Annotated in this window: 25 protein-coding genes; 13 read left to right on the top strand and 12 right to left on the bottom strand. The window is 38.7% G+C overall.

The window, feature by feature from the left end; all coding sequences use genetic code 11:
• Position 1 precedes the first annotated feature (1 nt).
• The 5 genes from G521_RS0102485 (at position 2) to G521_RS0102465 (ending at position 5865) form a co-directional block, all read left to right on the top strand.
• Positions 2 to 1186 carry a M20 metallopeptidase family protein gene (locus G521_RS0102485; protein WP_026897110.1) on the top strand — a complete coding sequence of 395 codons (1185 nt, stop codon included), beginning with the start codon at positions 2 to 4 and terminating at the stop codon, positions 1184 to 1186.
• Between the two features lie 129 nt (positions 1187 to 1315).
• Positions 1316 to 2260 carry a hypothetical protein gene (locus tag G521_RS0102480; RefSeq protein WP_026897109.1) on the top strand — a complete coding sequence of 315 codons (945 nt, stop codon included), beginning with the start codon at positions 1316 to 1318 and terminating at the stop codon, positions 2258 to 2260.
• A 168-nt stretch (positions 2261 to 2428) separates the two neighbouring features.
• Complete coding sequence (gene dnaG, locus G521_RS0102475; protein WP_026897108.1) at positions 2429 to 4366, top strand: DNA primase; 1938 nt, start codon at positions 2429 to 2431, stop codon at positions 4364 to 4366.
• A gap of 22 nt (positions 4367 to 4388) precedes the next feature.
• Positions 4389 to 4754 carry a YraN family protein gene (locus G521_RS0102470; RefSeq protein ID WP_026897107.1) on the top strand — a complete coding sequence of 122 codons (366 nt, stop codon included), beginning with the start codon at positions 4389 to 4391 and terminating at the stop codon, positions 4752 to 4754.
• Entirely contained in the window at positions 4732 to 5865 is a 1134-nt protein-coding gene (locus G521_RS0102465; protein WP_051189395.1) for a glutaminyl-peptide cyclotransferase, read from the top strand. The genes G521_RS0102470 and G521_RS0102465 overlap by 23 nt, the downstream gene beginning before the upstream one ends.
• Positions 5866 to 5919: 54 nt before the next feature.
• On the opposite strand, the gene G521_RS0102460 is transcribed toward G521_RS0102465, so the two are convergent.
• Both G521_RS0102460 and pgi read right to left on the bottom strand, forming a co-directional pair.
• On the bottom strand, positions 5920 to 6543 hold the full coding sequence (locus G521_RS0102460; protein WP_026897105.1) for a hypothetical protein: 624 nt from the start codon (positions 6541 to 6543) through the stop codon (positions 5920 to 5922).
• Between the two features lie 82 nt (positions 6544 to 6625).
• Positions 6626 to 8275 carry a glucose-6-phosphate isomerase gene (gene pgi, locus G521_RS0102455; RefSeq protein WP_026897104.1) on the bottom strand — a complete coding sequence of 550 codons (1650 nt, stop codon included), beginning with the start codon at positions 8273 to 8275 and terminating at the stop codon, positions 6626 to 6628.
• 103 nt (positions 8276 to 8378) lie between these two features.
• On the opposite strand from pgi, the gene G521_RS0102450 reads away from it, so the two are divergent.
• The 6 genes from G521_RS0102450 to G521_RS18270 all read left to right on the top strand — a co-directional run bounded on the left by G521_RS0102450 (position 8379) and on the right by G521_RS18270 (position 12771).
• The gene (locus G521_RS0102450; RefSeq protein ID WP_026897103.1) at positions 8379 to 9692 is read left to right on the top strand and encodes a M16 family metallopeptidase; all 1314 of its coding nucleotides are present in this window, start codon (positions 8379 to 8381) and stop codon (positions 9690 to 9692) included.
• Positions 9693 to 9696: 4 nt separating this feature from the next.
• Entirely contained in the window at positions 9697 to 11103 is a 1407-nt protein-coding gene (locus G521_RS0102445) for a M16 family metallopeptidase (RefSeq protein ID WP_026897102.1), read from the top strand.
• A 192-nt stretch (positions 11104 to 11295) separates the two neighbouring features.
• The gene (locus G521_RS0102435; protein WP_155975647.1) at positions 11296 to 11613 is read left to right on the top strand and encodes a hypothetical protein; all 318 of its coding nucleotides are present in this window, start codon (positions 11296 to 11298) and stop codon (positions 11611 to 11613) included.
• Between the two features lie 33 nt (positions 11614 to 11646).
• Complete coding sequence (locus G521_RS0102430; RefSeq protein ID WP_026897100.1) at positions 11647 to 12072, top strand: tail fiber domain-containing protein; 426 nt, start codon at positions 11647 to 11649, stop codon at positions 12070 to 12072.
• A 259-nt stretch (positions 12073 to 12331) separates the two neighbouring features.
• The gene (locus tag G521_RS18275) at positions 12332 to 12493 is read left to right on the top strand and encodes a hypothetical protein (protein ID WP_220096040.1); all 162 of its coding nucleotides are present in this window, start codon (positions 12332 to 12334) and stop codon (positions 12491 to 12493) included.
• Between the two features lie 14 nt (positions 12494 to 12507).
• Positions 12508 to 12771 carry a hypothetical protein gene (locus G521_RS18270; protein ID WP_051189393.1) on the top strand — a complete coding sequence of 88 codons (264 nt, stop codon included), beginning with the start codon at positions 12508 to 12510 and terminating at the stop codon, positions 12769 to 12771.
• A 46-nt stretch (positions 12772 to 12817) separates the two neighbouring features.
• Here G521_RS18270 and G521_RS0102420 read toward each other — a convergent pair whose 3' ends face one another.
• From G521_RS0102420 to G521_RS0102400, 5 genes are all read right to left on the bottom strand, one after another.
• Entirely contained in the window at positions 12818 to 13213 is a 396-nt protein-coding gene (locus G521_RS0102420) for a hypothetical protein (RefSeq protein ID WP_026897099.1), read from the bottom strand.
• 237 nt (positions 13214 to 13450) lie between these two features.
• Complete coding sequence (locus tag G521_RS0102415; protein ID WP_026897098.1) at positions 13451 to 14422, bottom strand: DUF3887 domain-containing protein; 972 nt, start codon at positions 14420 to 14422, stop codon at positions 13451 to 13453.
• A 382-nt stretch (positions 14423 to 14804) separates the two neighbouring features.
• A complete protein-coding gene (locus G521_RS0102410; RefSeq protein ID WP_026897097.1) occupies positions 14805 to 15425 on the bottom strand; it encodes a DUF4276 family protein in 621 nt (206 codons plus the stop codon).
• Entirely contained in the window at positions 15426 to 16808 is a 1383-nt protein-coding gene (locus G521_RS0102405; protein WP_026897096.1) for an AAA family ATPase, read from the bottom strand.
• A gap of 396 nt (positions 16809 to 17204) precedes the next feature.
• On the bottom strand, positions 17205 to 17930 hold the full coding sequence (locus G521_RS0102400) for a hypothetical protein (RefSeq protein WP_026897095.1): 726 nt from the start codon (positions 17928 to 17930) through the stop codon (positions 17205 to 17207).
• Positions 17931 to 17980: 50 nt separating this feature from the next.
• Here G521_RS0102400 and prfB point away from each other — a divergent pair.
• A protein-coding gene (gene prfB, locus G521_RS0102395; RefSeq protein ID WP_155975643.1) for a peptide chain release factor 2 occupies positions 17981 to 19058 on the top strand; the annotation gives its coding sequence in 2 pieces (ribosomal slippage) (positions 17981 to 18040 and positions 18042 to 19058; 1077 coding nt in all).
• A 238-nt stretch (positions 19059 to 19296) separates the two neighbouring features.
• Here the strand turns inward: prfB and G521_RS0102390 are convergent.
• Both G521_RS0102390 and G521_RS0102385 read right to left on the bottom strand, forming a co-directional pair.
• On the bottom strand, positions 19297 to 19983 hold the full coding sequence (locus G521_RS0102390; protein WP_026897093.1) for a hypothetical protein: 687 nt from the start codon (positions 19981 to 19983) through the stop codon (positions 19297 to 19299).
• A gap of 109 nt (positions 19984 to 20092) precedes the next feature.
• Positions 20093 to 20947, bottom strand: a complete 855-nt coding sequence (locus tag G521_RS0102385) for a transglutaminase-like domain-containing protein (protein ID WP_026897092.1) — start codon at positions 20945 to 20947, stop codon at positions 20093 to 20095.
• Between the two features lie 53 nt (positions 20948 to 21000).
• Here G521_RS0102385 and G521_RS0102380 point away from each other — a divergent pair, with 53 nt between their 5' ends.
• On the top strand, positions 21001 to 21786 hold the full coding sequence (locus G521_RS0102380; RefSeq protein WP_026897091.1) for an O-methyltransferase: 786 nt from the start codon (positions 21001 to 21003) through the stop codon (positions 21784 to 21786).
• 33 nt (positions 21787 to 21819) lie between these two features.
• Here G521_RS0102380 and G521_RS17630 read toward each other — a convergent pair whose 3' ends face one another.
• From G521_RS17630 to G521_RS0102365, 3 genes are read right to left on the bottom strand one after another with little or no spacing between them, the layout of a single operon-like run.
• Positions 21820 to 22386 carry a hypothetical protein gene (locus G521_RS17630; RefSeq protein WP_051189392.1) on the bottom strand — a complete coding sequence of 189 codons (567 nt, stop codon included), beginning with the start codon at positions 22384 to 22386 and terminating at the stop codon, positions 21820 to 21822.
• A gap of 46 nt (positions 22387 to 22432) precedes the next feature.
• Positions 22433 to 23647: a dipeptidase gene (locus G521_RS0102370; protein WP_026897090.1), complete on the bottom strand. Its 1215-nt coding sequence runs from the start codon at positions 23645 to 23647 to the stop codon at positions 22433 to 22435.
• Positions 23648 to 23700: 53 nt separating this feature from the next.
• Positions 23701 to 24849, bottom strand: a complete 1149-nt coding sequence (locus G521_RS0102365) for a BamA/TamA family outer membrane protein (protein ID WP_026897089.1) — start codon at positions 24847 to 24849, stop codon at positions 23701 to 23703.
• Between the last annotated feature and the right edge of the window lie 2120 nt (positions 24850 to 26969).

The following is a 26969-nucleotide window of genomic DNA, read 5'->3' as shown; positions in this document are numbered from 1 at the left end:
CATGCTCAAAGATCAGATTCTTGCCCTTGCAAATACTATTCAAAGTGAGGTGGTCGCAAATCGCCGTCACCTGCATTCAAATCCGGAATTATCTTTTCATGAATATCAAACCTCAGCATTTGTCAAAGCCCGCTTAGATGAAATGGGAATTGAATATCAGAATATGGCTGATACCGGTATTGTGGCACTTATCCGCGGCAATAAACCTTCAGATTCTGTTATTGCCCTTCGGGCAGATATGGATGCGCTGCCTATTACCGAGTTGAATGATGTTCCCTATAAATCGCTTAATACCGGTGTGATGCATGCCTGCGGACATGATGTGCATACTTCATCTCTTTTGGGTACGGCTCATATTCTAACTCAATTGAAAGAAGAATTTGCCGGAACGGTTAAATTAATCTTTCAGCCTGCAGAAGAAAAACTTCCCGGCGGAGCAAGTTTGATGATTAAAGAAGGGGTTCTTGAAAATCCAAAACCACAGGCTGTAATCGGTCAGCATGTAATGCCCCTGATTCCAAGCGGTAAAGTTGGCTTCAGGTCTGGCAAGTATATGGCCTCAACCGACGAGATTTATGTAACTGTACATGGAAAAGGCGGACACGGAGCGCAGCCTCAGCAAAATATAGACCCGGTTCTTATTGCATCGCATATCATTATTGCTTTACAGCAGATTGTAAGCCGCGTTGCCGATCCCAAAATTCCCTCAGTTTTGTCATTTGGAAAAGTAACCGCAAACGGGGCAACGAATATAATTCCGAATGAAGTTTTTCTGGAAGGGACTTTCAGAACCATGGATGAAGAGTGGAGAGAAAAGGCTCATCAGAAAATGAAAAAAATGGCCGAAGGAATGGCCGATGCGATGGGTGGAAGCTGCGATTTTAATATTGTTCGCGGATATCCCTTTTTGGTGAATGAAGAAAAACTCACTGCACAGGTAAGAGGTTTTGCAGAAGATTACCTCGGAAAAGAAAATGTAGAAGATCTGGATATTTGGATGGCAGCAGAAGACTTTGCCTATTATTCGCAAGTTGCTGATGCATGCTTTTATCGGTTGGGCACCAGAAATGAAGCACGTGGTATTATTTCATCAGTTCATACACCCACATTTGATGTGGACGAAAATTCCCTGAACCTGAGTACCGGTTTAATGGCCTACATTGCGTTAAAGCAACTGGGAAATTAGTACTATCGGAATTCGCATTCTGATTTTAAAAAATTGCTTGCTTTGACGTCCAAGCTTTGCAGAATATCATTTTCTCTTAACAATATACTATACACTATTTCTGGAGTTTATTCCAACAGAAGTTCAATTATGAAGAAGATCCTTTTTACTTTAACCTTTACGCTTGCTGTTTCTCTGGGATTTGCCCAACAGATACCCAGGTTTAATCCGGATACCGTTCTGACTATCAATATAGATTCGGCAGTAAATATTACTTCATCCCGTTTAACGGAGCAAACATTTATAGATGAAATTCTTCGCGATACTAGTTTTTACGAAGCCTTTCGGAATATGAAAAAGTATTCGTTCACAGCAGAAAACAGGGTATTTACTTATGATAAGAAAAATAAGGTAGAGGGTAAAATTTACCGGAAGATTTATCACAATAATGAAGGCGCTTACAAGATGCAGTTTCTGGCTAAACAAGATACCGGAAGGATTTATAAGAAGAATGGTAAATACAGTTTATACACCGTAGAAATGTTTGACTACATTTTTATGAATGCATATAATTCTGATTTTGCCCCTCCAAGTCCTGTAGAAGGTTCAAAAGGTGGTTCTAATGAATCTTATAAAGACAAATTAAAGACCCTGATCTTTAGTCCGGGGAAACCGATAAAAGGTGTTCCTTTGATCAGCAATAAAACGCAAATATTTACGGCCAACATGCGCCAGAACTATAATTATTCTTTTGCCCGCGGTACGTATCTGGATTCAATCCCTGTTTATCGTTTCAAAGTGTTAATGAAACCCGATCTTTCTAACTGGACCAAAGACGGAATTATGATTAAGGAACTAACCACCATTTTTGACATGCGCACATTCCAGATTCTGGGCCGTTACGTGGATATGAAAATTGATAATATGGCTTTTGATTTTGATGTGCAGATGAATATAGAGCTGGGTTACTTTGGCTCGGATCAAACCCTGCTTCCAACCAAAATTACCTATCAGGGAAACTGGGATATTCCCTTTAAAAAAGAAGAAAAAGCGAGCTTCTTAATTGTGCATAAGGGTTACAAAATGGGGAAGTAATTATTGATATTTTTATTTCCGCTGATACTTTCAACCAGCATTCTTGCCATGTAATCAATAAACAGGAAATGTATTCATCAGCAAAAAATGTCTCTGTTTAACTGAGTTGCACTATTCCTCTATATATTCTTTCCCAATTCGTATTTTAGCGTTTAGTAAATAATCATTTTGATCCCACAGGAAACCGTCGATAAAATTATTGAGGCCGCTCAGATAGATGAGGTTGTTGGTGATTTCGTTAGTTTAAAACGGCGTGGCACCAGTCTGATTGGCCTGTGTCCTTTTCACAATGAAAAATCTCCTTCGTTTAACGTATCGGTAAACAAAGGGATTTTTAAATGCTTTGGCTGCGGTAAAGGCGGCGACTCTGTGCGTTTTATCATGGAGCATGAAAAGGCTGCCTATCCGGATGCGCTGCGTTACCTGGCCAATAAATACCAGATTGAAATTGCCGAAATTGAAAGTTCTCCCGAAGCTCAGATTGTAAATGACCGTCGTGAAAGTTTATTCATTGTTTCGGCCTGGGCCGCTAAGTTTTTCCAGCAGCAAATGCTTCAGACCGAAGAGGGAAAGGCTATCGGTTTAAGTTATTTTCTGGAACGCGGTTTTCGGGAAGATGTCATTAAGAAATTTGAATTGGGCTATTCTCCGGATGTATGGGATGCCTTAACACAAAAAGCGCTTTCGGAAGGTTATAAAATGGAATTTCTGGAAGAAACCGGCTTATCTATCCGCAAGGATAATGAGAAGGTTTACGACCGCTTCCGCGGGAGAGTGATGTTCCCGATTCATAGTTTTACGGGCCGTGTAATAGGCTTTGGCGGTCGAACTTTGAAGACCGAAAAGTCTGTTCCCAAATATGTCAATTCGCCGGAGAGCGAAATCTATCATAAATCCAATATTCTTTACGGTCTTTTCTTTGCTAAAAAAGCGATTCGAGAAGAGGATAACTGCTACCTGGTTGAAGGGTATGCCGATGTGCTCTCGGTTAACCAGGCAGGAGTGGAGAACGTGGTTGCTTCTTCCGGTACTTCTCTCACGGTAGAGCAAATTCGCCTGATCGGGAGGTTTACCAAAAACATCACCATTCTGTATGATGGCGATCCGGCCGGAATAAAGGCTTCATTGCGTGGTCTGGATATGATTCTTGAAGAAGGATTAAATGTAAAAGTTGTTTTGTTTGCCGATGGACATGATCCGGATTCCTATGTTCAGAAGTTTGGAAGCGCCGCTTTTAAAACATTTATTGAAAAGAATAAACAGGATTTCATTCTGTTTAAAACCTCCATATTATTACGGGATGCCGGCAATGATCCGATAAAAAAAGCCGGAATGATTCGGGAGGTGGTAGAAAGTATTGCCAAGATTCCGGATAGTATCAAGGCCTCGGTTTTTATCCGCGAATGCAGTTCCTTACTTCAGATAGAGGAGCGTTCGCTGATCTCCGAACTTAACAAAATGCGGATGGTTAAAGCGAAAAAGGAAAGTTATCCTTCACAGCCATCTGCCCGGGATCAGCATCCGGACGAGCCGCCTGCGGATCTGCATATGGAACCGGAGACCAGTTCCCTTGCCGAAACAGACGAGAATCAGGAAAAGGAAATCATTCGTCTGCTTTTAAATTACGGTCATGAACTGGTGCACTGGGACGGAATTACCGATACCTACATTGCGCCCTATGTAATCTCTAACCTGGCTGACGTAGTTTTTGAAAATACCGAATGCCGTTTGATTATTGACGAGTATAAAGAAAAACTGGAGGCCGGCGAATTGCCCTCCGATCAGGATTTTATTAAGCATTCCAATCGTCAAATTGCAGACATGACAATTTCACTGGTTTCATCACCTTATATATTGAGTGAAAACTGGTACGCAAAACGCAAAATTTTTGTAAAGGATGAAACTGAGAATTTGCGGGCAACCATACTGGGAGGAATTTTTCATCTTAAGAAAAGGAAGGTTGAACATATTTTGAAAAATATCCGTGATGAAATTCAGCAGGAAACCGATGAAGACAACCAGGCGATATTAATGCGTCGGTATTTGCAGGTAAAGGAAGTGGAAAAAGGCATTTCACAGTTCCTGGGTTCCGTGATTATAAAGTAAACACACTTTCCGGAAAGCTCAAATGGCTCAGCACAATCTATTTGGTAAACAGGGCGAACAGCTGGCAAAGGATTTCCTCGAAAAATCCGGATATGAAATCCTGGATGAAAACTGGATTTCCGGAAAGTCAGAAATCGACTTAATAGTTTTTAAAGACCGCAAAATCATTTTTGTTGAGGTAAAAACCCGCAGCGGAAATTTCTTCGGTCAGCCGGAAGAATTTGTAAACTCCGCAAAGCAAAAACACATGGTAATTGCCGCCGAAGAATATATTCACCTGATGAGTCATCAGGGTGAAATCCGTTTTGACATTGTTTCCATTCTGTTTGACCGTTCCGGAAATCATACTTTAAAACATATTGAGGATGCATTCTGGCCTGCAGGATGAACGGAAATATGTATCTTGGCACAAAAAAATCCCGATGTATTTCAGACCATTTTATATTTTGCTTCTGTTTGTTTTTATAATATCCGGCTGTACTTCTGATGGAAATAGTCCTAAATCATCCGGATGGATAAGTCCCGAAGCCGGGACAGGGTTTAATTTAGGCGAAAAAGTTAAATTGGAAATTTCTCTGGCTGATCCCGCCATTGATTCCATTGTTTATTATGCTGATGGCGTACGCCTTCTGAAATCTGCAGATCAGAAAGCGGTTAGTATTGCCACAGATACCCTGCCTTTAGGATTAAGATCCCTGACCGCCAAAATTTATAAGGCAGGTACAGATCCTGAAGAAGTAAGTACCAATATTGTTTTAAAATCAACCCTGATCCCCAAAAAATACACCTATAAAATTGTAAAGGAATTCAATCATGATGTTTCTTCCTTTACCCAGGGGCTGGAATATCTGAACGGTTTTTTATATGAAAGCGACGGGGGGAACACCGAAGAAACCGGGCATTCAAGTTTACGGAAAGTAGAGATCAGCAGCGGCCGGGTTATACAGAAAACGGATCTGGACCCCGCTATTTTTGCCGAAGGCATCACCATTATTGATGATAAAATTCTTCAGCTGACTTACAGAGAAAATATAGGTTTGCTTTACGATCTCAAAACGCTTAAGTTAATTAAACAGTTCAATACTCAATACCCGCGTGAAGGCTGGGGATTATGCTTTGACGGAAAGCGGATTTATAACTCTGACGGAACCAACAGCATTTATTTTCTGAACAAGGACACTTTTAATCAGGAGGGATCTATCGAAGTATACGACCAGAACGGACCGGTATCTCAACTCAACGAACTGGAATATATAGACGGAATGATTTATGCCAACATTTGGCAAACCGACCGCATTGTGATTATTAATCCGAGGAACGGGCAGGTAACCGCAGAAATCGACATGACCGGACTTTTTCCTTCCCGAAATCCGGAAGCAGATGTTTTAAACGGCATTGCCTGGGATGCAAAAGGCAAGCGTTTGTTTGTTACCGGGAAAAAATGGGCGAAGTTGTTTCAGGTGACGATTGTTCCCTCTACAGGGGATGCCAGACCATAAAAAAACTCTCTGCTTTTTTTATGAAACAGGGAGTTTTTTTTAGAATGCGGAAGATTAATTTAGGATTTCAGTAACATAGCCTTTAAAATACATACTTTCCCAGCCAGAATAACCGCTTTTTGAAGATAGTGTTAAGTCTGACTGACCATCAGGTAAAACAGTAAGAAAAACCTTCCTTTTTGTACGGTTTTCATCAACATTGAATTTAACTTTAATTTTTCCGCTATTATACCTCTTAACTGAATAGTTTGAATAAGTTACTGGGCTTGTTAATTCAGATGGGGCAGTCTCGGTCAGTTTATAAAATTTAGGGCTTAAAACTGCTTGATTCAAAACAACAATTTCATCATTGATATAAATTACCGGCACCTCTGAGTTATTGTTGCCGGGAATTCGATTTGCCATAGAAGGTCTGTCTTCAACCAATAACATACGGTCTTTTAAGCCAGGAGGCGAAATCTTTCCCTCATAATTAGGGAAGGGCGTTGTATAGCTATCATTTTCACTATATATTTTATGAGGATCATACGATTTTTGAGTTTTGTCACTATACGAAGCCGTAGATACAAATGCAAAAGATTTATCGGAAATTAATTTTTCAATCTGGATTGTATTGTTGTCCTGGGCTAAAGTTGAAACAGTAACCAGCGATAATAATAATACAAGTATCTTTTTCATAGCGATAGGTTTAATTGAAATATAATTAATACTACTTAAAAGAAATTGCAATTCCAATTAAAGCTTTTATTCTTGTACAAGTTTATTGTCGCCAGTTTTTATACTGATTTATTAGACCATTGGTAGAAGAATCATGAGAATTTACTTCCTCCTGATTTTTCAGTTCCGGGAAGATCTGACCTGCAAGCTGCTTGCCTAATTCCACACCCCACTGGTCAAAAGAAAATACATTCCAGATTATTCCCTGCACAAAAATTTTATGCTCATACATCGCGATAAGCGAACCCAGAACAAAGGGAGTGATCTTTTTTACCAAAATAGAATTAGTAGGGCGGTTGCCGGCAAAAACTTTAAAAGGGGCTAATTCGGCAATCTCTTCCGCGGTTTTGCCGGATGCTTTTAATTCAGCAGTTACTTCCTCATTGGTTTTGCCATTCATCAAAGCCTCGGTTTGGGCAAAAAAGTTAGAAAGCAATATTTGATGATGCTCACCAATAGGATTATGGCTTTGTGCCGGAACAATAAAATCGCATGGAATTAATTTGGTTCCCTGATGAATAAGCTGATAAAAGGCGTGCTGCCCGTTTGTTCCCGGTTCTCCCCAGATTATTGGTCCGGTTTGATAGTCAATAGCAGCGCCGCTGCGGTCGCTTGATTTGCCGTTACTTTCCATATCGCCCTGCTGAAAATAAGCAGCAAAACGATGCATGTACTGGTCGTAAGGTAAAATAGCCTGACTTTCTGCTCCGAAAAAATTATTATACCATATGCCCAATAATGCCAAAATCACAGGCATGTTATTTTCAAATTCACTTTCGCGGAAGTGAGTATCCATGCTGTTGGCTCCGTTGAGCAACTGCCTGAAATTATCAAAACCAATGCTGCAGCAAATGCTTAAACCGATGGCGCTCCATAATGAATATCGTCCGCCAACCCAGTCCCAGAAACCAAACATATTCTTTGGGTCGATGCCAAATTCCCTGACACCTTTTTCATTTGTAGAAATGGCCACAAAATGCTTCGCCACGTTTTCCTGAGTTCCGCCGTTTTGTAAAAACCATTCCCTTGCAGAAAAAGCATTGGCCATGGTTTCCTGGGTAGTAAAAGTTTTGGATGCGATCATGAACAGCGTAGTTTCAGGATCAATATTTTTGAATGTTTCGGCAATATGCGTTCCGTCTACATTTGAAACGAAATGAAGCTGAAGATGGTTGGAATAAGCTTTTAAAGCCTCGGTTACCATAATAGGCCCCAGATCTGAACCACCTATACCGATATTTACGATATGCCGGATGGCTTTACCGGTGCCGCCTTTCCACTCGCCGCCGATTACCTGAGCAGAGAAGGTTTCCATTTGCTTTAATACGTCATGAATATCCTTCAGAATATCCTGGCCTTCAATTATTAATCCTTCCTGAGCCGGATTGCGTAATGCAGTATGCAATACCGCCCGGTTTTCTGTTTCGTTTATTTTTTCACCACTGAACATGGCTTCAATAGCCTGTTCCAGCTTGCATTCGCGGGCAAGATCAATTAATAATGCTTTGCTTGTAGCATCTATCCGGTTTTTAGAATAGTCAAGCAAAATTTCATCAGTTTGGATAGAGAAATCTTTAAATCTTGATTCATTATCTGCGAATAATGAACGCATATGTTTAGGCTCAATATTTTTAAAGTGTTCCTTAAGCTTTAAAAAGGAATCGGTTTGCGTGAAGTTTATTTTAGCTAACATATATTTTACGTTATAATCAAGATCGGGAATGAAATGAAGCCGCAAAATTAAATTTAATCTGTTAATTTGGAGTCAGTTTTAAATTAATAACCGATAATCTCCAATGAAAAAATTAATAACCCTTTTATTCATGTGCCTGAGCATTCCGCTCATGGCTCAGATTAAAGCCGATGATGTAAAGACATTTACATTAAAAAACGGAATGAAATTCCTGGTGATGGAAGACAGTTCTATTCCCAATGCGAATATGTATCTGTTCTATAAGGTAGGTTCACGAAATGAGTATCCGGGAATAACGGGCTTATCGCACTTCTTTGAGCACATGATGTTTAACGGAGCCAAAAAATTCGGACCCAAGCAGTTTGACCGCACTATGGAATTTAACGGCGGCGCCAATAATGCTTACACTACGCAAAATGTAACCGTTTATACCAACTGGTTTCCTGTTTCGGCTATGGAAACCATATTTGATCTGGAAGCTGATCGTATTTCCAGTTTAAATATCGATACCCAAATGATAGAAAGTGAGCGGGGAGTAGTACTTTCAGAACGCAGCACCGGTCTGGAAAATTCGCCATGGAGAATGCTTGGCGAGGCGGTAAATGCCGCCGCTTTTCAGGAACACCCTTATCACTGGTCGGTTATTGGTTATGAAAGTGACATTAAAAACTGGACCAAGGAAGACCTGGAACAATACTTCAGAACCTATTATGCGCCCAACAACTGCGTGGTGGTTATTTCCGGTAACGTAAAAACTGCGGAAGTGAAAAGACTGGCCGAAAAATACATGGAACCTATTCCTGCTAACAAAGATCCTAAAGCGGTTCATCTGGTAGAGCCTCCGCAAACCGGTGAACGCCGTGTAACTGTTCAGAAAGAAGTGGCAACTCCTTATCTGATGGTAGCTTACCATACTCCGGAAACAAAACACAAGGATTATTATGCGCTGGATATTTTAAGTTCTGTTTTCTCAAGCGGAAATACATCTCGTTTGTACTCTTCTCTGGTGGATAAAAAACAACTGGCAACAGCAGTTTTTACGGGATATGATGAAACCTTCGACCCGAATTTATTCCAGTTTTATGCCGCTTCGGCAAAGGGTGTTAAAGAAACGGACGTTGAAAATGCCATTTATGAAGAAATTGAAAAAGTAAAAAAGGATGGCATCTCTGCAGCAGAGCTACAAAAGATCAAAAATCAGAAACTGATGCAGTTCTACAGCCAGATAGAAACCATTAACGGAAAGGCCAATAATATCGGAACGTATGAATTGTTCTTTGGAGATTATAAAAAGATGTTTAATGCTCCGGCAGAATATGAAAAAGTAAGCGTGGAAGATGTAAAAAGGGTAGCTAACGAATATTTTAAAAAGTCGAACCGTACCGTTGGTGTTTTAAAAGCAAATGTTGAGGAATAATAACATGAAAAGATATAGTATAAATATAGTTTTTACCTGCATTGCTTTTATCGCGGCAGCAGTTGGCAATAGTACCATGGCTCAGGTTGCGGCTTTTAAAGTTCCGGCTTATGAAAAGTTTACCCTGCCCAACGGATTAACCATTTACCTGATGGAACAGCACGAAGTGCCAACGATCAGCGTGTCTGCCATTATTCCGGCCGGAGCAATTTACGACGGACCGAAATCGGGCCTGGCTTCATTAACTGCAACCGGTTTGCAATACGGGACCAAGAATTTCTCCAAATCTAAAATCGAAGAAACCCTGGATTTTGTTGGCGCAGAACTGAATACCTATGCCAGCAAAGAATCGGCAACATTAAGTGCGAAATTTGCCAGCAAAGATCAGGATAAGGTTTTGCCTATTTTGAAAGAGGTTTTGGCTGATCCGGTTTTTAACCAGGAAGAATTTGTAAAAGAACAAAAACGTGTTCTGGCCGGATTGGAACAGGCCAAAGAGAGTCCCCGTTCGGTAATTAATTCTTACTGGGATAAGTTTATTTTCGGGAATCATGTGTATGGAAATTCGGTAAGCGGAAGTCCAGCCACTGTGGGCAAGTTTACAGTGAATGATCTAAAGAGTTTTTACCAGGCCAATTATTCTCCTTCCGGATCTGCCTTGGCAATTGCAGGCGATTTCAACAGCAAGCAAATGAAAGCGAAGCTGAGTAAATTGTTCAGCGGCTGGAAGAAATCAAATCAGTCACAAAAAAACCAGGCTGCAGAAGCGGTTACCGCTTCCTCAGGCAACCGTGTGTTACTGGTAAATAAAGAGGATGCCCGCGAAACAACATTCCTGATCGGCGGACTGGGCGTTCGCCGCGACAATCCGGATTATGTGGCTTTACAGGTAGTGAACACGGTATTTGGCGGCCGCTTTACTTCCTGGCTGAATGATGAACTGCGTGTGAACTCGGGTTTAACGTATGGCGCAAACAGCCGCTTTTCTCCGCTTAAAACCTCGGGTACTTTTGCAATTTCAACTTTTACCGCTACGCCAACTACTGAGCAAACCGTTGACAAGGCTCTGGAGGTTCTGAAAAAACTGCATGAAACCGGAATTGATAATGAGACCTTGACTTCTGCTAAAAACTATGTGAAAGGCCAGTTTCCGCCCAATTATGAAACTTCAGAACAATTGGCAGGCTTGCTGACTCAAATGTTCTGGTATGGCTTTGACGAATCATATATCAATAACTTCCAGAGCAATGTGGAAGGCATGACTTCCGCGAAAGCGAAAGAGATTGTTAATAAATATTTCCCGAAGGATAAACTCCAGTTTATTATGATCGGTAAATCGGCAGATATTAAGAAAATTGCTGAGAAATATGGTCCGGTAACTGAAAAGCAAATTAAAGCCGACGGGTTTTAAAAGCTTTTGAATAATCCGTATAGACCCTGAGATCTGCTGCAGATTCTCAGGGTTTTTTGATTAATATAATTTCCTTTTTGTGTCATTAATGATTTTTTTGGCATTAGAAATGTGATTTAAGCAATATGTTTGCGCCCGGTTAAAACCGGCAAAAAATAATTCAGTATCCGGAGTTTTAAGATTTTCTGTTGAATGATTAAAAAATCAGTACATATCCTGTCTGTCTTACTTTTGCTAATGGTGCAGCTTAACTTTTTAGAGTATGCTGCTGGCCTTGCAAATAATGAAGCCGGTATGGTGCTTACTGAAAGTAATTCGGAGTCAGCCGCACAGGATGGCAACGAGAATGAACAGGAAATCTATGAAGATCATTTTCTTATAAATCAATCTGCATTATGGATCGGGGATGGCAAATCTCAGATTCTTCGCGGCAGATCAGACCATAAAATCCGGGGACTCAGCGTCTCTTTAAATAGTCCTCCGCCCGAGCAGGTGCTTGTCTCCGCATAAACTCACATATTTTTCTAACTAATTATATACAATATGAATTCTTTAATCAAAGGGTCTCTGTTAGGGACTGTTCTAACTATTTGCGCATTCACGGTACAGGCACAAAAAATTTCCGACCAGGATTTAAAAGTAAATGTTGCCGAAATAAGCAATCCGGTAAGCCAGTTAAAAGCACTGGAGCCAATCAGCTTTAATTATAATCCCGATCAGCAAAAGCATCTTAAATTGCCATCAGGTTCTCAATTTGGTTTTGCAACAACCAGCTTATCTGCAAATTTTCAGTCGGTAGTGGTTGAAACTTCAAAACAATATCCGGCCGGAAAAAACCAGTTTAAAACCGCAAAGTATGATGAAGTGAAAATGGAAAGCTTAATTCCGGTTTTGGTCGCCGCTATTAATGAACAGCAGGCACAAATTGACGCCTTAAAAAATGAAATTGAAGCGCTGAAGAAGAAATAAGTTCTGTGTTATTTTTCAAATTTAAGTTTACAAAAAAGGAGCCGCAGGCTCCTTTTTTATTTTTACTAAGCTTGTTGTTAGCAATTTATTACAACTCAAATTGTATAAGCGAACAATTAATTACTAGAGAAATTGTAACCTTGTTAAATGATGAAAATGCAGAAGTGCGAAAATGGAAAAGTGTAGACTGAAAGTTCCCGTAAACATTAAATTGTAGACTAACCAAAACAGTAAATTCCAGTAATAATTCAGAAACAGAATGACACATTCTAACCGCTTTCAAGACGAAAATCTGACTCTTTCAAATTTCTATGACGAAGTATTAGTTGTATGTCCTGCTTGTGCTAAAAAAGCGATTGCCAAAGTAAATTCTGATTCTAAAACAGCCCGCTTGTTTTGTGTGCATTCGGATACAACATAGAAGTTTCTACTGCTATGAATCAAACTGCCTCCATACAAATGCCGGCCAATGCTTTTTTTGATGCCGAAATTTGGTTGCAAAGTTCATTCAAAAACGAACTGTTTTATGCTTTTAATGACAAACATCTGGACTATTTGGAACGCTACATAAACGCCACACTGCGGGAACACAAAGACCGGACAGGTTTTACGTTATTAGAAAAGCTTCCTAAATTTTATCATGAAGCAAAAAATCGGGTGGCCTTATTGAAAATCATTGCCAGGTTAAAAGCAAAATAAAGAATTGTCGGATTGCCTGCTAAAACGGGATTTTTAGTATCAGCCATTACCCGAAATAATTCCAAATGTATTCAACTTTCCAAAATGGCATATATTCATTCCAATTGAAAAAGAAAGAGAAAAATAAATGAATAAATGGAGCAGAAAGAAAGCTTAACAAAAGGTAAAAGAGTGAATTTCTGAGATTCATTTTTAGAACTACCGGCGGAAGAAATACATTGATTAGCATTGGTACGGGATAATATATCCACCATTTTAAACCCGCATTTGCGCCATATTTTCCAAAGAGCATTCCGAATACCACAACAATTATTGAAAGAATGTAAATCAAATATTGCTTCTGAACGAATTCATGTTTTTTAAGAATTATTCTAATCACAAGTATGAACAGGAATAATGAGAACAAAATCATTATTGAAAATCGGACTGCAACTATACTCATTTGTTGAATTATGTGAGGGATTTCAAATATCTCTGTAACGTTTTGTCAAATCTCTTTAGCGCAAGTCATCCCGGACCTTATTGTCATCCCGGGCTCGACCCGGGATCTCTTTATTCCTTCTTCCAACCGTCATCCCGAAGTCCCTGCTTATGTCATCCCTTCCTTAACCGTCATCCCGGACCTGATCCGGGATTCCATTCATCCTTTCCCAATTGTCATCCCGGACCTGATCCGGGATCACTTCCCAGCATTTCTAATCTTCTCTTTCTGTACAGGAGAATAATCCGTTTTCAATTCGCCGTTCACCATCACTTTATCAAAGTACGCCTTCACTCCGGTGGCCGCATTCATATCTTCCACGTTTTGAATATGAAAATGAATATGCGCCTCCGTCGAATTACCGGAATTTCCGCAAAGCCCCAGTAATTGACCTTGTTTTACTTTTTGTCCCTGCTTCACTTTTATGGAGTGCTGTTTAAAATGCGCAAAAAATAAATACTCATTATTTGAGGTTCTGATAATAACCGTATTTCCGGGAACATACACCGGATTTAAAACTCCCGGTTTATTGTCTTTTATTCCGTCAACAACCAAAACAATTTCACCGTCGGCGGGGGCAGTAAGTTCTTTACCGAAAGCGTAATAATCTTCATTGGTTTTTCCGTCTGTTTTAAACGATTTTCCTTTGCTGTCTGTAATCACCAGGTCAAAAGCATTTTTTTGAGCTGCGCTTTGCACATGGTAATTTAATTCTTTGGTATCGCCGCCCCAGATAACTGTCCACTCATCTTTAAAGGGTAATACAAGTTTGCTGGTATTTCGCTCCACTTTAGGCGCAGTGCTTTCTGCAAATGGTTTTAAAAATAAACCATTAATTTTTGAATTGGCGTCAACAGAAATATTTACCTGAAAAACCGCTTTTTCAAAAGTTGTTTTATAGGCCGCATACGTTTGTTCATATTTTAAAAATTCGCGACCGGTAATTTTTCCTGCCTGACTTTTTAATCCCGTCAGAAATTCTTTCGTTTTTTCAAGCGGCAATGCATTTTGCATTTCTGTTGAAAAGGATGCAAAAATTGCCTCGAAATTGTCGGCGTTGTAATTGCTTTCAAAACCCTCGGAAACAGTTTTGTTAACTGCGTTTTCCGTTTGTGCGAAAGCTGGAATTAATAAAGTTGTGAAGAGTAAGAAGGCTAAGATTTTTTTCATTTGGATGGATGATTTAAGTTTTAATACAGACAGCAAATGTGAATTTCAATTTATGTTTCGAAAATTTTTATGGTTTGATCGGGATAGTCAATACTTGTTACAAACTCAGGGAATTTCACTGTGACAGAAGCAATTAAACCCTCCAATAGAATGGCTTGTTACAAGGCGTTTTTTGATTTTTGGTAATTAGCTTTTGTTGCGATCAGGAAAAACAACTCTTTGCATTTTATACAAAAAATTTACATCGTATAGTTATTTCGTACGCCTGGAAAAGTGCTTACCTAATTAAACCCAAAAAGGTAACCAGGATGATTTATAATTAAAAGTTTCAATTACTCAACATGCAAAGGGCAACGCTACATACTTCCGCCAAAGGAGTATTTTAATGGTTGTTAGTATTTGTAATTTCTCTATAAAATTTATTAAAAGATTTTGATTTTTCTTTTGCAACATTAGGATTTATTCCCTTATAAATTTTGACCCTATTTCTTCTGTTTTTTATATCTATGTCTTTGGCAAGTTTTGATTCTAACCATTGGTTAGGATTTGGAATTTCTATATCAACATTTTCAAATTCTTCCGTTATCAAATCTGCATTAAAGTTATCGTTATCTTTTAGAGAAATGATGTCAGCACATACCCAAGTTTCAAATGTTTTATCTGCGATTACTACAACAATGCTATTAGGAAGATTTAGATTCCCATTTTGTTGACTATCGATAAACTCTTGGCATCTTTGAGACACTATATTTTTCAGTTCAATACAATCTTGAACTAAATTTTCCCTTAAGGCATCTCTATAATCAAGTGTTATCACAATTTTTCTAGGAGAATGAGTTTTTATCATTAACAATAACTGTTCATGAACATTTTTTATAATATTTCCAATGCCACCAGCATTAAGAATTGGAACATAATATGGCGTATTTGGAATTTTACTTATTATTGAAGGAAAAGAATCATATTCACAATGTCCTTCTACTATTAATCCTAAATCAGACATTTAAATAGTTTTTGGTACACCATTTAATAATCCTTTTGTCCAAAGTGAACCAACTTCACCCATTGAGATATTTTCAATATTTACGATATCACCAATGGTCATATAATGTGTGCCGTTTTCGTCTCTTTCTGTTATTAATAATTCATCTGGTTTTAAACACTCTAATACTTGCTGTGAGTGAGTTGTGAGAATCACTTGAATTTTTTTTATTTCAATTGTATTTCTAATATGACTCATTAAATCTTTTACAGCCCAAGGATGTAAACCATGCTCAGGTTCTTCAATAAGAATGGTTGAACCCTCAGAATGAGATTCAAGACAAAGCAAAATTGCCAAAGCTCTTAATGTTCCATCAGAAGCTTCCCAAGATTCGATTGGTCTTCCATCAAAAATTTCTTCAAAAACTAAATATTCTTTACCTGCCCTTAAAGTTTCTGCATATGCTTTTGTAAAATATGGCGAAATATTAAACATTGTATCAACAATTCTATTCCAAGCTTTTTTATTATTCTTAATGAATTTTTTAACTACTGTAGGAATGTTGTCTCCGGAAGTTGATACTTTATTGGAGTTGGAAATAGATTGTTCTTGTCTTAATTCATTAATAAATAAGTCATAACGTGAAATCGATTGCAATTCGCTAACAATTTTACGTAAATGTTGGCTGAAGTTTATAATATGCCTATCTGATGATATTAATGTTGTTTGATTGTTTTTTGAACTAGTATTTTTTACGTTATTTAATATGGTATTTAAAAGAGCATTTACTCTTTTGCTATTTAAATCTTCTCCTACTAATCCACCCAGACCAATCCAATGTAAAAGTAATTTTGTATTTTCATTATTAAGTTCAAAATTAGTTTCATAAGTAACTACACCTTTATTATTTCTAAAAAATTTTATTGAAGATTCTTTATATTTTTCCAGCTGTTCATATTTCAATGGTGTAATTTTTTTATTTTCATTTGAATTCATTTTTTCTAAATGGTCAGCAAGTAAAAACACAGAATCTACAAATAATTCTTCTTGAAGAATCTTGATATCATTTGTTTTCAATTTTTTTATTTTTAAAAGATAAGTCACCTTTAATTCCCCATACGCTTCAGACCAATCTTGGGGTGGATCAATCTTAAACTCAAGTTTGAATAGAATTTCTTTATTGTTTAAATCCTTATATTGTTTAGGTAGGATTTCATTAAATCCGCCTCTGTTATAAATTGCATCTACTAACCCAAATTGTGCAATATCTGAAATAAAATCAATTCCTTTTATTAAGTTGCTTTTTCCCGTTGAATTCGCACCAACTATTACTGTTAAAGGTTTGAGTTTTACATTGCATTCTTGTATACTTCGAAAATTTTTAATTTCAATTGAATTTATCATTTTATCTACTGTTATAAATTTTGCCTAGCTATTATTTGTATGCATTTTTTAACTATAAGCAAAATCTGCGTTATAGAATGTTTCCTGAAAGTAGGAGGACTGTGGTCTTTCTTAATGATCACGTTCAGTATGTGTTTAATAAGTTTTCTTAAAGATAGAATTGATGATCAAATAATCAAGGGAATTTAATTATATACACCTCTTATTAACCCAGACATTTCAGCCTAAGTTATAACCTTTGACCTCGGAGCTTCTTGTTTGATTTTTTTAAACCTAATATCTGTACTCTTAGCGGCAAGGGAGCGGTTTAACCGGCTTCAAGTACCCTTTTAGCTCACAAGAGTTCCGTTTAACCTGCAAAAGATTGACACAAAAAAAAGCATAGATTTTGAATATTTAATCCAGATCCCCTTTTTTAACAGCGCATCCTTTCAGTGTGCGGCCGTTAATTACAATTTCTGCGGAGTAGTTATAGGTATTGTCAGACATGCCGTCGCTGCATTCTTCTTCGCGGATAATGACTGTGAGTTTATCTTTTGCCGCGTTTAGAGTTTCAAAACGGTGTACGCCGCCGCCAATATTTGCTGGCTGGTAGGGGAACACAAAAACTTTATCTACACTTAGGTCTTTTAAAATAATCTGCTGGCTGGCCGGTACAATATCCAGTCCCCAGAAGGGCTCATTTCCCAAAGCAATAAATTCATAATCATAACATGCGGTACGGAAGTTTTTGGCTTCAAGCTTGATGATTTCGGTAATCACCAGCGCATTTTCATACCCGGCAGAAGCTCCGCCAGCGGGTTTTCCGGAGAGATATCCTTTTACTTCGGCATACACACTCTGGTTGGGATAAGGCAGCGGCTGTATGGCTTCCCGGTATTTAGTTTTCAGGTCGGCGGTGCTGTCGTTCACCCAGTACGTTTTCTGATTATCGCATTCCTGGAATTCAGTTGCATCCGGGCCCGTGCTGTAAAATCCTTTGAATACTTTCAGACTCCGGTCAATCACTTCTGGCGTATCCGCCATCGTGCTGCCGCTGTCTGTACCGGCAGTCTGATTGCGGTTTGACTGACATCCCATAAATATCATAGCTGTAAATAGCAGGAAAAGATATTTTTTCATAACTCGTAATTGTCTGTGCTCAAAGATGCTTATTTTTCTATTTTTGTGGCATGACCAAAGAACAAATTCAGGATTTAAGGGACAGAATAACGTCGCTGAGGAGGCATCTTTGACATCGACAAGAAGATTGACGATTTAGACAAAGAGCAGAGGATTACCCTCAACCCCAATTTTTGGGATATTCCGAAAGAAGCAGAAAAGGTGCTGCATTCTATACAGGCCAAAAAAACCTGGACCGACGCTTTTCAAAAAGCCACGGCTGCTGTGGATGACGCTTCGGTTATGTTTGATTTTTTCCAGTCGGGCGATGCCAGCGATAGCGATTTAAAAGAGCAGTACCAGGCAGCCATGACTCAGGTAGAAGAACTGGAGTTTAAAAATATGCTCAGTTCTGAAGAAGATCAGCTGAATGCGGTGATGCAGATTACGGCCGGTGCCGGCGGTACCGAAAGCTGCGACTGGGCTTTTATGCTGATGCGCATGTACATAATGTGGGGCGAAAAGCACGGCTATAAAGTATCTGAACAGGATATGCAGGAAGGGGAGGTAACCGGGGTTAAAACGGTAACCATCCAGTTTGAAGGCCAGTTTGCCTATGGATACCTCAAAGGAGAAAACGGGGTTCACCGCCTGGTGCGTATTTCACCGTTTGATTCAAATGCCAAACGGCATACTTCTTTTGCTTCGGTATATGTGTACCCGCTGGTGGATGATACCATAGAAATTGACGTAAATCCCTCGGATGTTGATTTTGAGACTTTCCGCTCGGGCGGGGCCGGTGGTCAGAATGTAAACAAGGTAGAAACTGCCGTTCGTCTGCACCATAAACCTTCCGGGATTATTATTAAAAACCAGGAATCGAGGTCGCAGCTGCAGAATAAAGAGAATGCGCTTCGCTTGTTAAAATCGCAGCTGTATGAAATTGAACTGCGTAAGCGCCGGGAAGCCAGTGCGGCGGTAGAAGGCAGTAAAAAGAAAATAGAATGGGGATCTCAGATCCGCAATTACGTATTGCACCCCTATAAGCTGGTGAAAGATCTGCGTACCAATCACGAAACGTCTAATGCGCAGGCGGTTTTAGACGGCGATCTGGATGATTTCCTCAAAGCCTATATGATGGAATATTAATTGAAATTTTAAGCGCTGCCGGCATTTTAAAAACCGGCAGCGTTTTGCTTTCTGCTTATTGATTTGGAATAATTGTTTAGCAGGATCACTTAAATCTTGTATTTGATTATTGGATTGCCATAATTCAATTTATATGCATTTCAATATTGTCTTTAAAAAGGGGCCGGACAGAGACCTGGTTTTTATATTTAGATTTAAGAGCGCTCATACAAAAAAATTAAACCATAGCGTTCGCTTTTTAAATATCTATAAAATCTATTTCATTCAGAGTTATATTCTGCGTTGTTAATGCTCGAGTATTAGTGGCTGGCAATTGAAAAGTCGCTTTTTGAATAACTCCATTAGGTTTTGTTCTATAAAAACTTAAAGTTTGAGCGAAATATTCATCTATATAAATTCTTCTTACGTAAATTGAGTTAGAATTTATTGCAACATCATTACCACTTTTTCTTGTTGTTTTGTGGTGAATTTCAATTGGAAAATGTACAATGTTATTTAAATTTATTGTCACATCGCAAGGATATAAAAGTACTATTTCATTTGTGCTGTAATTAAAACTACTCCCAATGTTTTTTATTTCGACAGGGTCTAATAAACTCCAATATTTTTGTTGAGTATCTAATAATGAATTATCTAATGTCAATTTGTATAATGACCCTTGTCCACTTGTTCTAAATGTAAAATCGTATTCTCCATTTGAATTTGTATATGTCGAATCTGTCCATTTTTGAAAGATGTGAGTTCCACCATTCACGCTATTAAATTTAAATTTATATTCTCCAACTTTTAATTTTGCATTTGGAATTGGAGAGTAAAGATAATCTGAAAATTTTCCATAAACTCTAGTATTAATACCACTTGCTATATTCTCTTTTTTACATCCGATGAATATTAACATTAAAAAAAAGTAGATTATTTTTTTCATGATATTAAAACTGTTGTTTGAAATAAAAATGACCTATTCTCCTCGGTGGTGAAAGCTTGAGTGTAGATACGAGAATTGTTAATTTTTTCCTCATGAAATTTAATGTTTTTCAGTTTAATATCTTCAGTAATTCTTCCAGTTCCCTTACTTTATCTACGGCCGATTGTTTATCGTACGAACTGATGAGATTGCGGATAACCCGTTTGATGATATCTTCATTGGTACAGGGCTCGTAAAATTGCTTATCCGGATGAATGTTGAGCTGTTTTAAAAAGGCATCCACATCCCGCTTACCAAAAATAAATCCCTTGTTAAAGGCATTGATATAAAATAAAACCCCGCTTTCAAAATCGGTTTCCTGGGCTTCATCAAAATAAGCAAGTATAAAATGCTGCGGCAGATTTACTCCGTATATAGGGATGTCCAGTTTTTGGGCGATGATGGAATAAATAGCCGCCAGAGAAATCTGGTTTCCTTTTTTAGATTCCAAAACCTGGCTGAGATAGGAATTATTTGGGTCCTGGTGATTGCCGGTGTTTCCCGAAAATCCAAACGTATGGTAGAGTGTATGGTTAATCAGTTTCACTTTCTCGATTGCGCTCATATCATATAAAAGCTGCATCCAGATTTCCCGTTTAATTTCCTCAATCTGGTTGATGAGTTTTTGCTCGTCCAGGTCGGGGTATTGGTATTTATTGATGATGAGGAGTCCCTGCAGCAGGTCAAAAGAGCCGGTCATGGCCCAGAGTTGCAGTTCCTGTTTTACATTGCTGAACTGGATTTTATGAACCAGGTTTTCAATCCGCTCCTGCAAAACAGCATCAAAAGATTGCTCCCATGCATTTTCCAGGTAACCGATGGCATCGTTTCCAAAGGATAATATTTTTCCTTCTACCAATGCGGAAATCTCTGTATCCGGATCGTCCAGCAATTTAATAAGTGATTCTATTTCTTTAGGATCCAATTTCAATGCGTTAATAATTGTTGTGTTTTGATTCCTTTAATTATTTTTGCCGGATGTTAAACCTGCAATTTGCAGCGGATTATATTCGTCACCGCTTCAGTTCCAAAACCCGCCATGGTGTTCACTCGCCTTTTGTATATAAACTCGTTGATGAAATAATTTACGATTTTCATGCCAAAGAAATTTATCATTCTGTTGAACAGGCCCGGGAGGGATTACTGAAAGATGAACGGGTTATTACCATTACCGATCTGGGAGCGGGTTCGCAACTCAATACCAACCGGCAAAAACAGGTAAAAACACTTGCTAAAAATGCCCTGAAACCGGCACGCTTAGCCCAGTTAATTTACCGTCTGGCACATTATTTTAATCCCGCCACTGCCATTGAACTGGGTACCTGCCTGGGGATTACCACTGCTTACCTTGCCAAAGCAATACCTAAAGGTAATGTAATCAGCGTAGAAGGTTGTCCGCAAACGGCAGCTGTTGCAGCCGAAAACCTGGAGAATCTGGGAATTAAAAATGCAGATCTTCGGGTTGGAAATTTTGATACCCTTCTGCCCGAAATTATAAATTCTGAAGAGGTGCTTGATTTTGTTTTTATCGATGGAAATCATCGTAAAGAAGCAACTTTAGATTATTTTAAAGCCTGCCTGCCAAAGCTTTCCGCCAATGGCATTATGATTTTCGATGATATCTACTGGAGCAGGGGAATGAAAGAGGCCTGGCAGGAAATTAAAGATCATCCGCGGGTAACGCTAAGCATTGATCTGTTCTGGATCGGGCTGGTATTTGTGCGCCCAGGCCAGGTTAAAGAGCATTTTAAAATCAGGTTTTAGTGGTTCATGTACCATTAAAAAACTTTAACCTGCTTAAACATATTCCAGAGAATCTATTAACCAGGAATTCCCGCTTCTGGTAAGCTTTAAAAGCATCACAATAGTCGTTAATCTGATATATACTTTCGTGGTATCCGGGCTTTGAGGTTTCAACACGTACTGCCCTTTTTTGGCAAGATGGAATGTTTCATCCAAATCATGTGTCTGTAGAACAAGGTCAAACTCAAATCCCTGGGCAGGACCATCATACTGCGGATACTTTTCGAGATTAGCATCGGCAATTTTAAAATAGTTGCGGAACTGATTGATATACTGATCAGATACAAAACCGCTTTTTTTCAGTTCAGCCAAATATTTTTCAGTTTCCCCGAAGTTAACCCTGTAGGCTTTTGTGGAATCTCCGGGTTTGCCCGAAATCAAATCGAATTGCTTCAGACGTTCCATGTTTTCCTCGTACCATTTTAAAAAATTGCGTACCGCTTTTTTCGGCGTTTCGGCTTGTTTTACTTTATAGTAGTATGGTGAGTGCATTGCCTGGCTTTCATGAAATGTGAAAAAAAGGGCCAGCAATAGAACAAAAGCAATCGTTTTTTTAAGCATCAGGTTAATTTTGAAAATCGATATTCAGCTCGGGGTGAAACTGATTTCAATTCATGTTATTTTTAAACAAACGAATAAAATTCCCGCCCATTATTTTGCGGATATCTTTTTTGCTGTAGCCTCTTTTAATCATTTCTTTTATAATTTCAGGATAAGCGGTAATGTCGTCCAAACCCTGGGGAGTGGAATTAACGCCGTCAAAGTCAGATCCGAAACCAACATGATCTGCACCGATGAGCTTAATAATGTGGTCCATATGGTCGACAATAACCGACAGGCCGGGCCTCATCTGCTGTACTTCCAAAGGGTATTTCTTAAATAAATATTCATTGGCGAAATAAGGCTCAGGATTGAGTTTCAATAATGAATCACGCTCCTGCTTATGTTTAACCTTAAATTCATCATCCAGCTTTTGATATTCCGGAGAAAGGAATCCGGAATAAAAGTTCATGTTGATTAATCCGCCGTTTTTGCCAATGGCGATAATCTGCTCGTCTTTTAAATTTCTGAATACAGGACATAAACTGTAGCAATTGCTGTGAGACACAATTACCGGTTTGCTGCTGGTTTGGATAGCATCCCAAAAAGTTTTTTCGCCCACGTGGGAGAGGTCTACCATCATGCCCAGTTTGTTCATTCTACTGATGATTTCTTTTCCGAAAGGAGATAAGCCCAATTGCGTTGAAGGTCTGCCGGAACCTGATTTTGCGGCCCTGCTTTCTTCCATTGCCGAGCTGGCCCATTCTGTGGAATTGTTCCAGGTTAAGGTCAGGTAGCGGGCTCCGCGGTTAAACAGCGAGTCGAGATTGGAGAGTTTATTTTCGATCATGTGGCCGCCTTCCACGCCGATCATGGAACCCAGCTTTTGAAGTTTTACGGCCTTTTTTAAATCAGAGGGAGTTTTAACCAGCATCATTTTTTCGGGATTGCGGTCTATCCATGCATAGAGCGTATCAATTTGCCTGTTGGCATAGGAGAACGGATTTTGTTTATATCCGTCGCACCACACCGAAAATATTTGTACATCCATGCCGGCTTCCTTCATTCTGTTTAAATCAGAATGCGTACGGCCTTTCAGGTTCTGGTCAAAACGATACCCGTTTTCCAGGGCCGTGGTCAGAATATCATTGTGGGTATCGATCAGTACATTTTTAAAATGTACTTTTTTGTAATCCTGACTGTAGGAAAATGGAATGCTGAGGATAAACAGCGCTGCTAACAGAACAGCGGTTCTTTTTATTTTAATGCCTGAAAAAATCATCCCGTAAAGTAAGGATTTGCCGGAAGCTAAGCAAGTTTGAAACCTACAGGCTTTTAAAATGCTTCTCCCAGGGATAAATAGAATCCGGTTTGACGGCTTTCTCCCGCTCTTTTTTCGCCAATGCCATAATCCATTCGGATGCTTAATCCACGCTCCACATCAAAGAAATACCTGAATCCTCCGCCAAGGGATGGTTTCAGGTTGGCAAAATTCAGATTGCCGTTGCTGTAAACGGTGCCGCCGCCTGCAAATCCTACCAGCGCAAAACGCGGAATAAAACGATAACGGATTTCTGCCTGCAGGGCCATTAAATTCTGATCGCGGAAGCGGCCGGTATAATATCCCCGCATCATCTGGTCATTGCCCAGCTGAGGCAATAAATAAAAAGGGGTATTTGAGCCCTGAATGGTTTGGTAATTGGCATTAACGCCCAAAATTAACTGGTTGCCAAGGGATTTAAAAGTTCTGAAATCCAGTTTGGTAAAGCTGCCTTCAAAATTTTGGTCGCCAAAAACTGCGGGTGCGTAGGAGTAATTCAACTTGAGATAGGTTCCTGAGCTGCTGTAGGTATTTGAATTTCTGCTATCCAGAATTTGTGAAATTCCTGCAAATAGTACCTGGCCTCCGTTTTTCCCTCTCAGGAGAAGCAGTGGATTTGAACTGTTTGTGGGTTCATCGCCAAAGTCATAATCGTGTTTTTCAAAGCTTGCATTTATTCCGGTATAGGATACTTTGCCTGTTTTTTTCTCCGCTTCGGCAATTACGCGAAAGAGTTTCTGCGTGACTTTAAGTTCATCCGATTCGCGGGTTTGAGGACCGGTGCCATAAAAGTTAAAGGGAAAATTTTTATACCGTATTTCATTAAAATAGTGGTAGCGGTTTTGCGGAGTCCAATAATCTGTTTGAAGTTTTAAGTTGACCTGCTTTTGAGTAGTGTAGGTAGCCATGCCTGTAACCGATGAATTTCTTGTCAGGGTATCCTGGCGGTCGGAGTAAAATGAATAAAGGGTAAGGGCTCCAAACTCCAGGCCGGTTTCCTGCGAATAACCTACAGCCGGCAAGGGTATAAAGCTGCTGGACCGGGTTGTATCTTTTTCGTTTGAAAAAAGCTTTTTGATTAGTTTTTTTTGAGCAAATACGCTAAAGGGCGTAAATAAAGCTATTGTAAACAGAATGATGAGGCTCAGCAATGGTTTTTTCATACGAAGCGCCAAGATAGGATTTTGTATGAATTGGCCGTTTATCTGTTTCTGTAAGTAATTGAAAATAAACTTGCATTGTTTGAGGCTATCTATTGTAAATATTCTGTGTATAATAGCATTTTATTAATCGACTTAATTTTAATAAAATGCTTTGGCTCTTTATTCTGACCTCAGGCCGGCGGAACTTTCGATGCGACAAAGTCGTAATTCCCGCTCATCCTCGTTACAAACGAGGACGATAAGAGAAAGATATCTTTACAACAACTTAAAGGCATGCGGGGATGTATTTAAAAATTAGAAAGAGTGAGTTGTTGTGGCCGCTATTATTTCTATTTCCTGTTCTTTTAAGCGTGAGTAGTTTTGTAATTGATTGTGTTTTAGATTTTAATACTGCAATTGATAATGTAAGCTATCTCTGGGGGTATTTTATATATTATTTATTTTTTAGATTATGGGCTTTTATACCTGTTATCTTTCTATATGTAGCTATCTTCACAAGAAGCAAGCAATACTCTTTAGGTTACAAGATCCTATTTATATTACTTACTTCTGCTCTTTATTCTTTGGGGTTTTTCACAAACGATTTAAGCATGTTTCTTCATCAATATACTGATATAAAAAGGGTTATTTCTTATTTCACATCGTCACTTACCTTAACGTTTATATTTGAATATTTTAAAAGCAAGAAGTAGGATACATAAAAAGTAGAGATTAACACATATCGTCCTCATTAAAAACGAGGACGATAAGAGGTTCTTAATGACACTTCGGGTCAGTATAATAGTTTAAAGGCATTCCTGCAAACAGAACTTAAAACAGGAACGTTTGATCTAGCAACTCATTTTCTAAAGAGTTTTGGAGCGTTTTTGGAGGGAGTAAATTATGAAAATACTCATAGTTATATTAGTAAGGACAATGCAAACACATATGCCGGTGATTATGCCGCACGTTTAGCAGAAAGGCAAACGCATAAAATATTAGTTAAAGTCTCCCAAAAATGCCCATAGCCAGACAAAATCTTGAGAATATTATAAAGCTTTTTTCAATTCTTGCAATCCAAATCGCAATCATAATTCCGCTAATCAATAGTTTTGAAGAAGGATTCGAAGAAAGACTATTGCCGATTATTTTAATCGACTTGTTATTGATTATTTTGATGTATTTGATAATTGATTGGGGTGTGAAATCAATTTATCACCCAGCTAACATTGACTTTTATAGGAGATTTTTAATACTAATATCAATATGTTCGTTTCCTGCAGTATATGGCATTGTCAAAGCTTTTTTCTTTCCTGAAATATTGCCAATAGTATCTCTGATTCTACCTTATGTAATTACATTAAGCTGGCTTGGTAATTTGGTGTGCTATTTTAAGTTGATACCAAAAAAAGGCTAGAAATAAGTGCTATTCCATACTGCCGGGAGATGGATTTAGGTCTGAAAATATATGTACTTTGGGTCCCATATCGTCCTCGTTTATAACGAGGATGAGTGAGGATTGCGATTCCATCGCTCAAAACAGCCACGTTCACACCATGGCCTTTTGGCTTGTTAAACTAAGGATAGCCCTGCGGGTCGGGGCCAGCGATTGTCAGAAAAGCATTAACTCTCATTTCAATTTGAATACTTGCAACCATTCAGTCGCAAACTGAAATGCAATTTATTGGTTGCTAAAATTATTTTGAAATAATTGTGTACTTTGATTGCGACAAAGTCGCAATTCCCGCTCATCCTCATTACAAACGAGGACGATAAGAGACTTAAGGGGGGTTACATACGTAGATATAACGATTTTTATAAACTTTGCCGAGTTGTTGCGGATAAAACAAACAGAATGAAGATCGTACTATACACCGCTAGATGTTTTGCATCGGTTAATAAATTGAATAGATTGAAAAAAATAATCTCAATAATCATATTATCATTCATTGCTTTCGGCTGCAAAGCCCAAACGGTGGTGAGCCAAACAAAGGCTTCGGGCAATAATATAGTTTATGCAAATTCCGGTAAAGTTGAAAATACAGGCAGGATAATCATTAGAAATGAAAAAAATAAATTGGGGGATCAATAGCATTTGCTAATCTGTCTTCAATAGAGCAAAACAGGATTAAAAACTTGAA

Origin of the sequence: Daejeonella oryzae DSM 19973 (assembly GCF_000422945.1) — a bacterium.
In the GTDB taxonomy this organism is placed as follows: domain Bacteria; phylum Bacteroidota; class Bacteroidia; order Sphingobacteriales; family Sphingobacteriaceae; genus Daejeonella; species Daejeonella oryzae.
Note: the sequence above shows the minus strand (reverse complement) of the source record. Positions and strands in the feature narration are given on the sequence as shown.

Excerpts from the sequence above, each read along its gene's own strand:
- G521_RS0102485 (WP_026897110.1), top strand. The coding sequence starts at position 2 with ATGCTCAAAGATCAGATTCTTGCCCTTGCAAATACTATTCAAAGTGAG.
- G521_RS0102480 (WP_026897109.1), top strand. The coding sequence starts at position 1,316 with ATGAAGAAGATCCTTTTTACTTTAACCTTTACGCTTGCTGTTTCTCTG.
- G521_RS0102470 (WP_026897107.1), top strand. The coding sequence starts at position 4,389 with ATGGCTCAGCACAATCTATTTGGTAAACAGGGCGAACAGCTGGCAAAG.
- G521_RS0102465 (WP_051189395.1), top strand. The coding sequence starts at position 4,732 with ATGCATTCTGGCCTGCAGGATGAACGGAAATATGTATCTTGGCACAAA.
- G521_RS0102460 (WP_026897105.1), bottom strand. The coding sequence starts at position 6,543 with ATGAAAAAGATACTTGTATTATTATTATCGCTGGTTACTGTTTCAACT.
- pgi (WP_026897104.1), bottom strand. The coding sequence starts at position 8,275 with ATGTTAGCTAAAATAAACTTCACGCAAACCGATTCCTTTTTAAAGCTT.
- G521_RS0102450 (WP_026897103.1), top strand. The coding sequence starts at position 8,379 with ATGAAAAAATTAATAACCCTTTTATTCATGTGCCTGAGCATTCCGCTC.
- G521_RS0102445 (WP_026897102.1), top strand. The coding sequence starts at position 9,697 with ATGAAAAGATATAGTATAAATATAGTTTTTACCTGCATTGCTTTTATC.
- G521_RS0102435 (WP_155975647.1), top strand. The coding sequence starts at position 11,296 with ATGATTAAAAAATCAGTACATATCCTGTCTGTCTTACTTTTGCTAATG.
- G521_RS0102430 (WP_026897100.1), top strand. The coding sequence starts at position 11,647 with ATGAATTCTTTAATCAAAGGGTCTCTGTTAGGGACTGTTCTAACTATT.
- G521_RS18275 (WP_220096040.1), top strand. The coding sequence starts at position 12,332 with ATGACACATTCTAACCGCTTTCAAGACGAAAATCTGACTCTTTCAAAT.
- G521_RS18270 (WP_051189393.1), top strand. The coding sequence starts at position 12,508 with ATGAATCAAACTGCCTCCATACAAATGCCGGCCAATGCTTTTTTTGAT.
- G521_RS0102420 (WP_026897099.1), bottom strand. The coding sequence starts at position 13,213 with ATGAGTATAGTTGCAGTCCGATTTTCAATAATGATTTTGTTCTCATTA.
- G521_RS0102415 (WP_026897098.1), bottom strand. The coding sequence starts at position 14,422 with ATGAAAAAAATCTTAGCCTTCTTACTCTTCACAACTTTATTAATTCCA.
- G521_RS0102410 (WP_026897097.1), bottom strand. The coding sequence starts at position 15,425 with ATGTCTGATTTAGGATTAATAGTAGAAGGACATTGTGAATATGATTCT.
- G521_RS0102405 (WP_026897096.1), bottom strand. The coding sequence starts at position 16,808 with ATGATAAATTCAATTGAAATTAAAAATTTTCGAAGTATACAAGAATGC.
- G521_RS0102400 (WP_026897095.1), bottom strand. The coding sequence starts at position 17,930 with ATGAAAAAATATCTTTTCCTGCTATTTACAGCTATGATATTTATGGGA.
- G521_RS0102390 (WP_026897093.1), bottom strand. The coding sequence starts at position 19,983 with ATGAAAAAAATAATCTACTTTTTTTTAATGTTAATATTCATCGGATGT.
- G521_RS0102380 (WP_026897091.1), top strand. The coding sequence starts at position 21,001 with ATGTTAAACCTGCAATTTGCAGCGGATTATATTCGTCACCGCTTCAGT.
- G521_RS17630 (WP_051189392.1), bottom strand. The coding sequence starts at position 22,386 with ATGCTTAAAAAAACGATTGCTTTTGTTCTATTGCTGGCCCTTTTTTTC.
- G521_RS0102370 (WP_026897090.1), bottom strand. The coding sequence starts at position 23,647 with ATGATTTTTTCAGGCATTAAAATAAAAAGAACCGCTGTTCTGTTAGCA.
- G521_RS0102365 (WP_026897089.1), bottom strand. The coding sequence starts at position 24,849 with ATGAAAAAACCATTGCTGAGCCTCATCATTCTGTTTACAATAGCTTTA.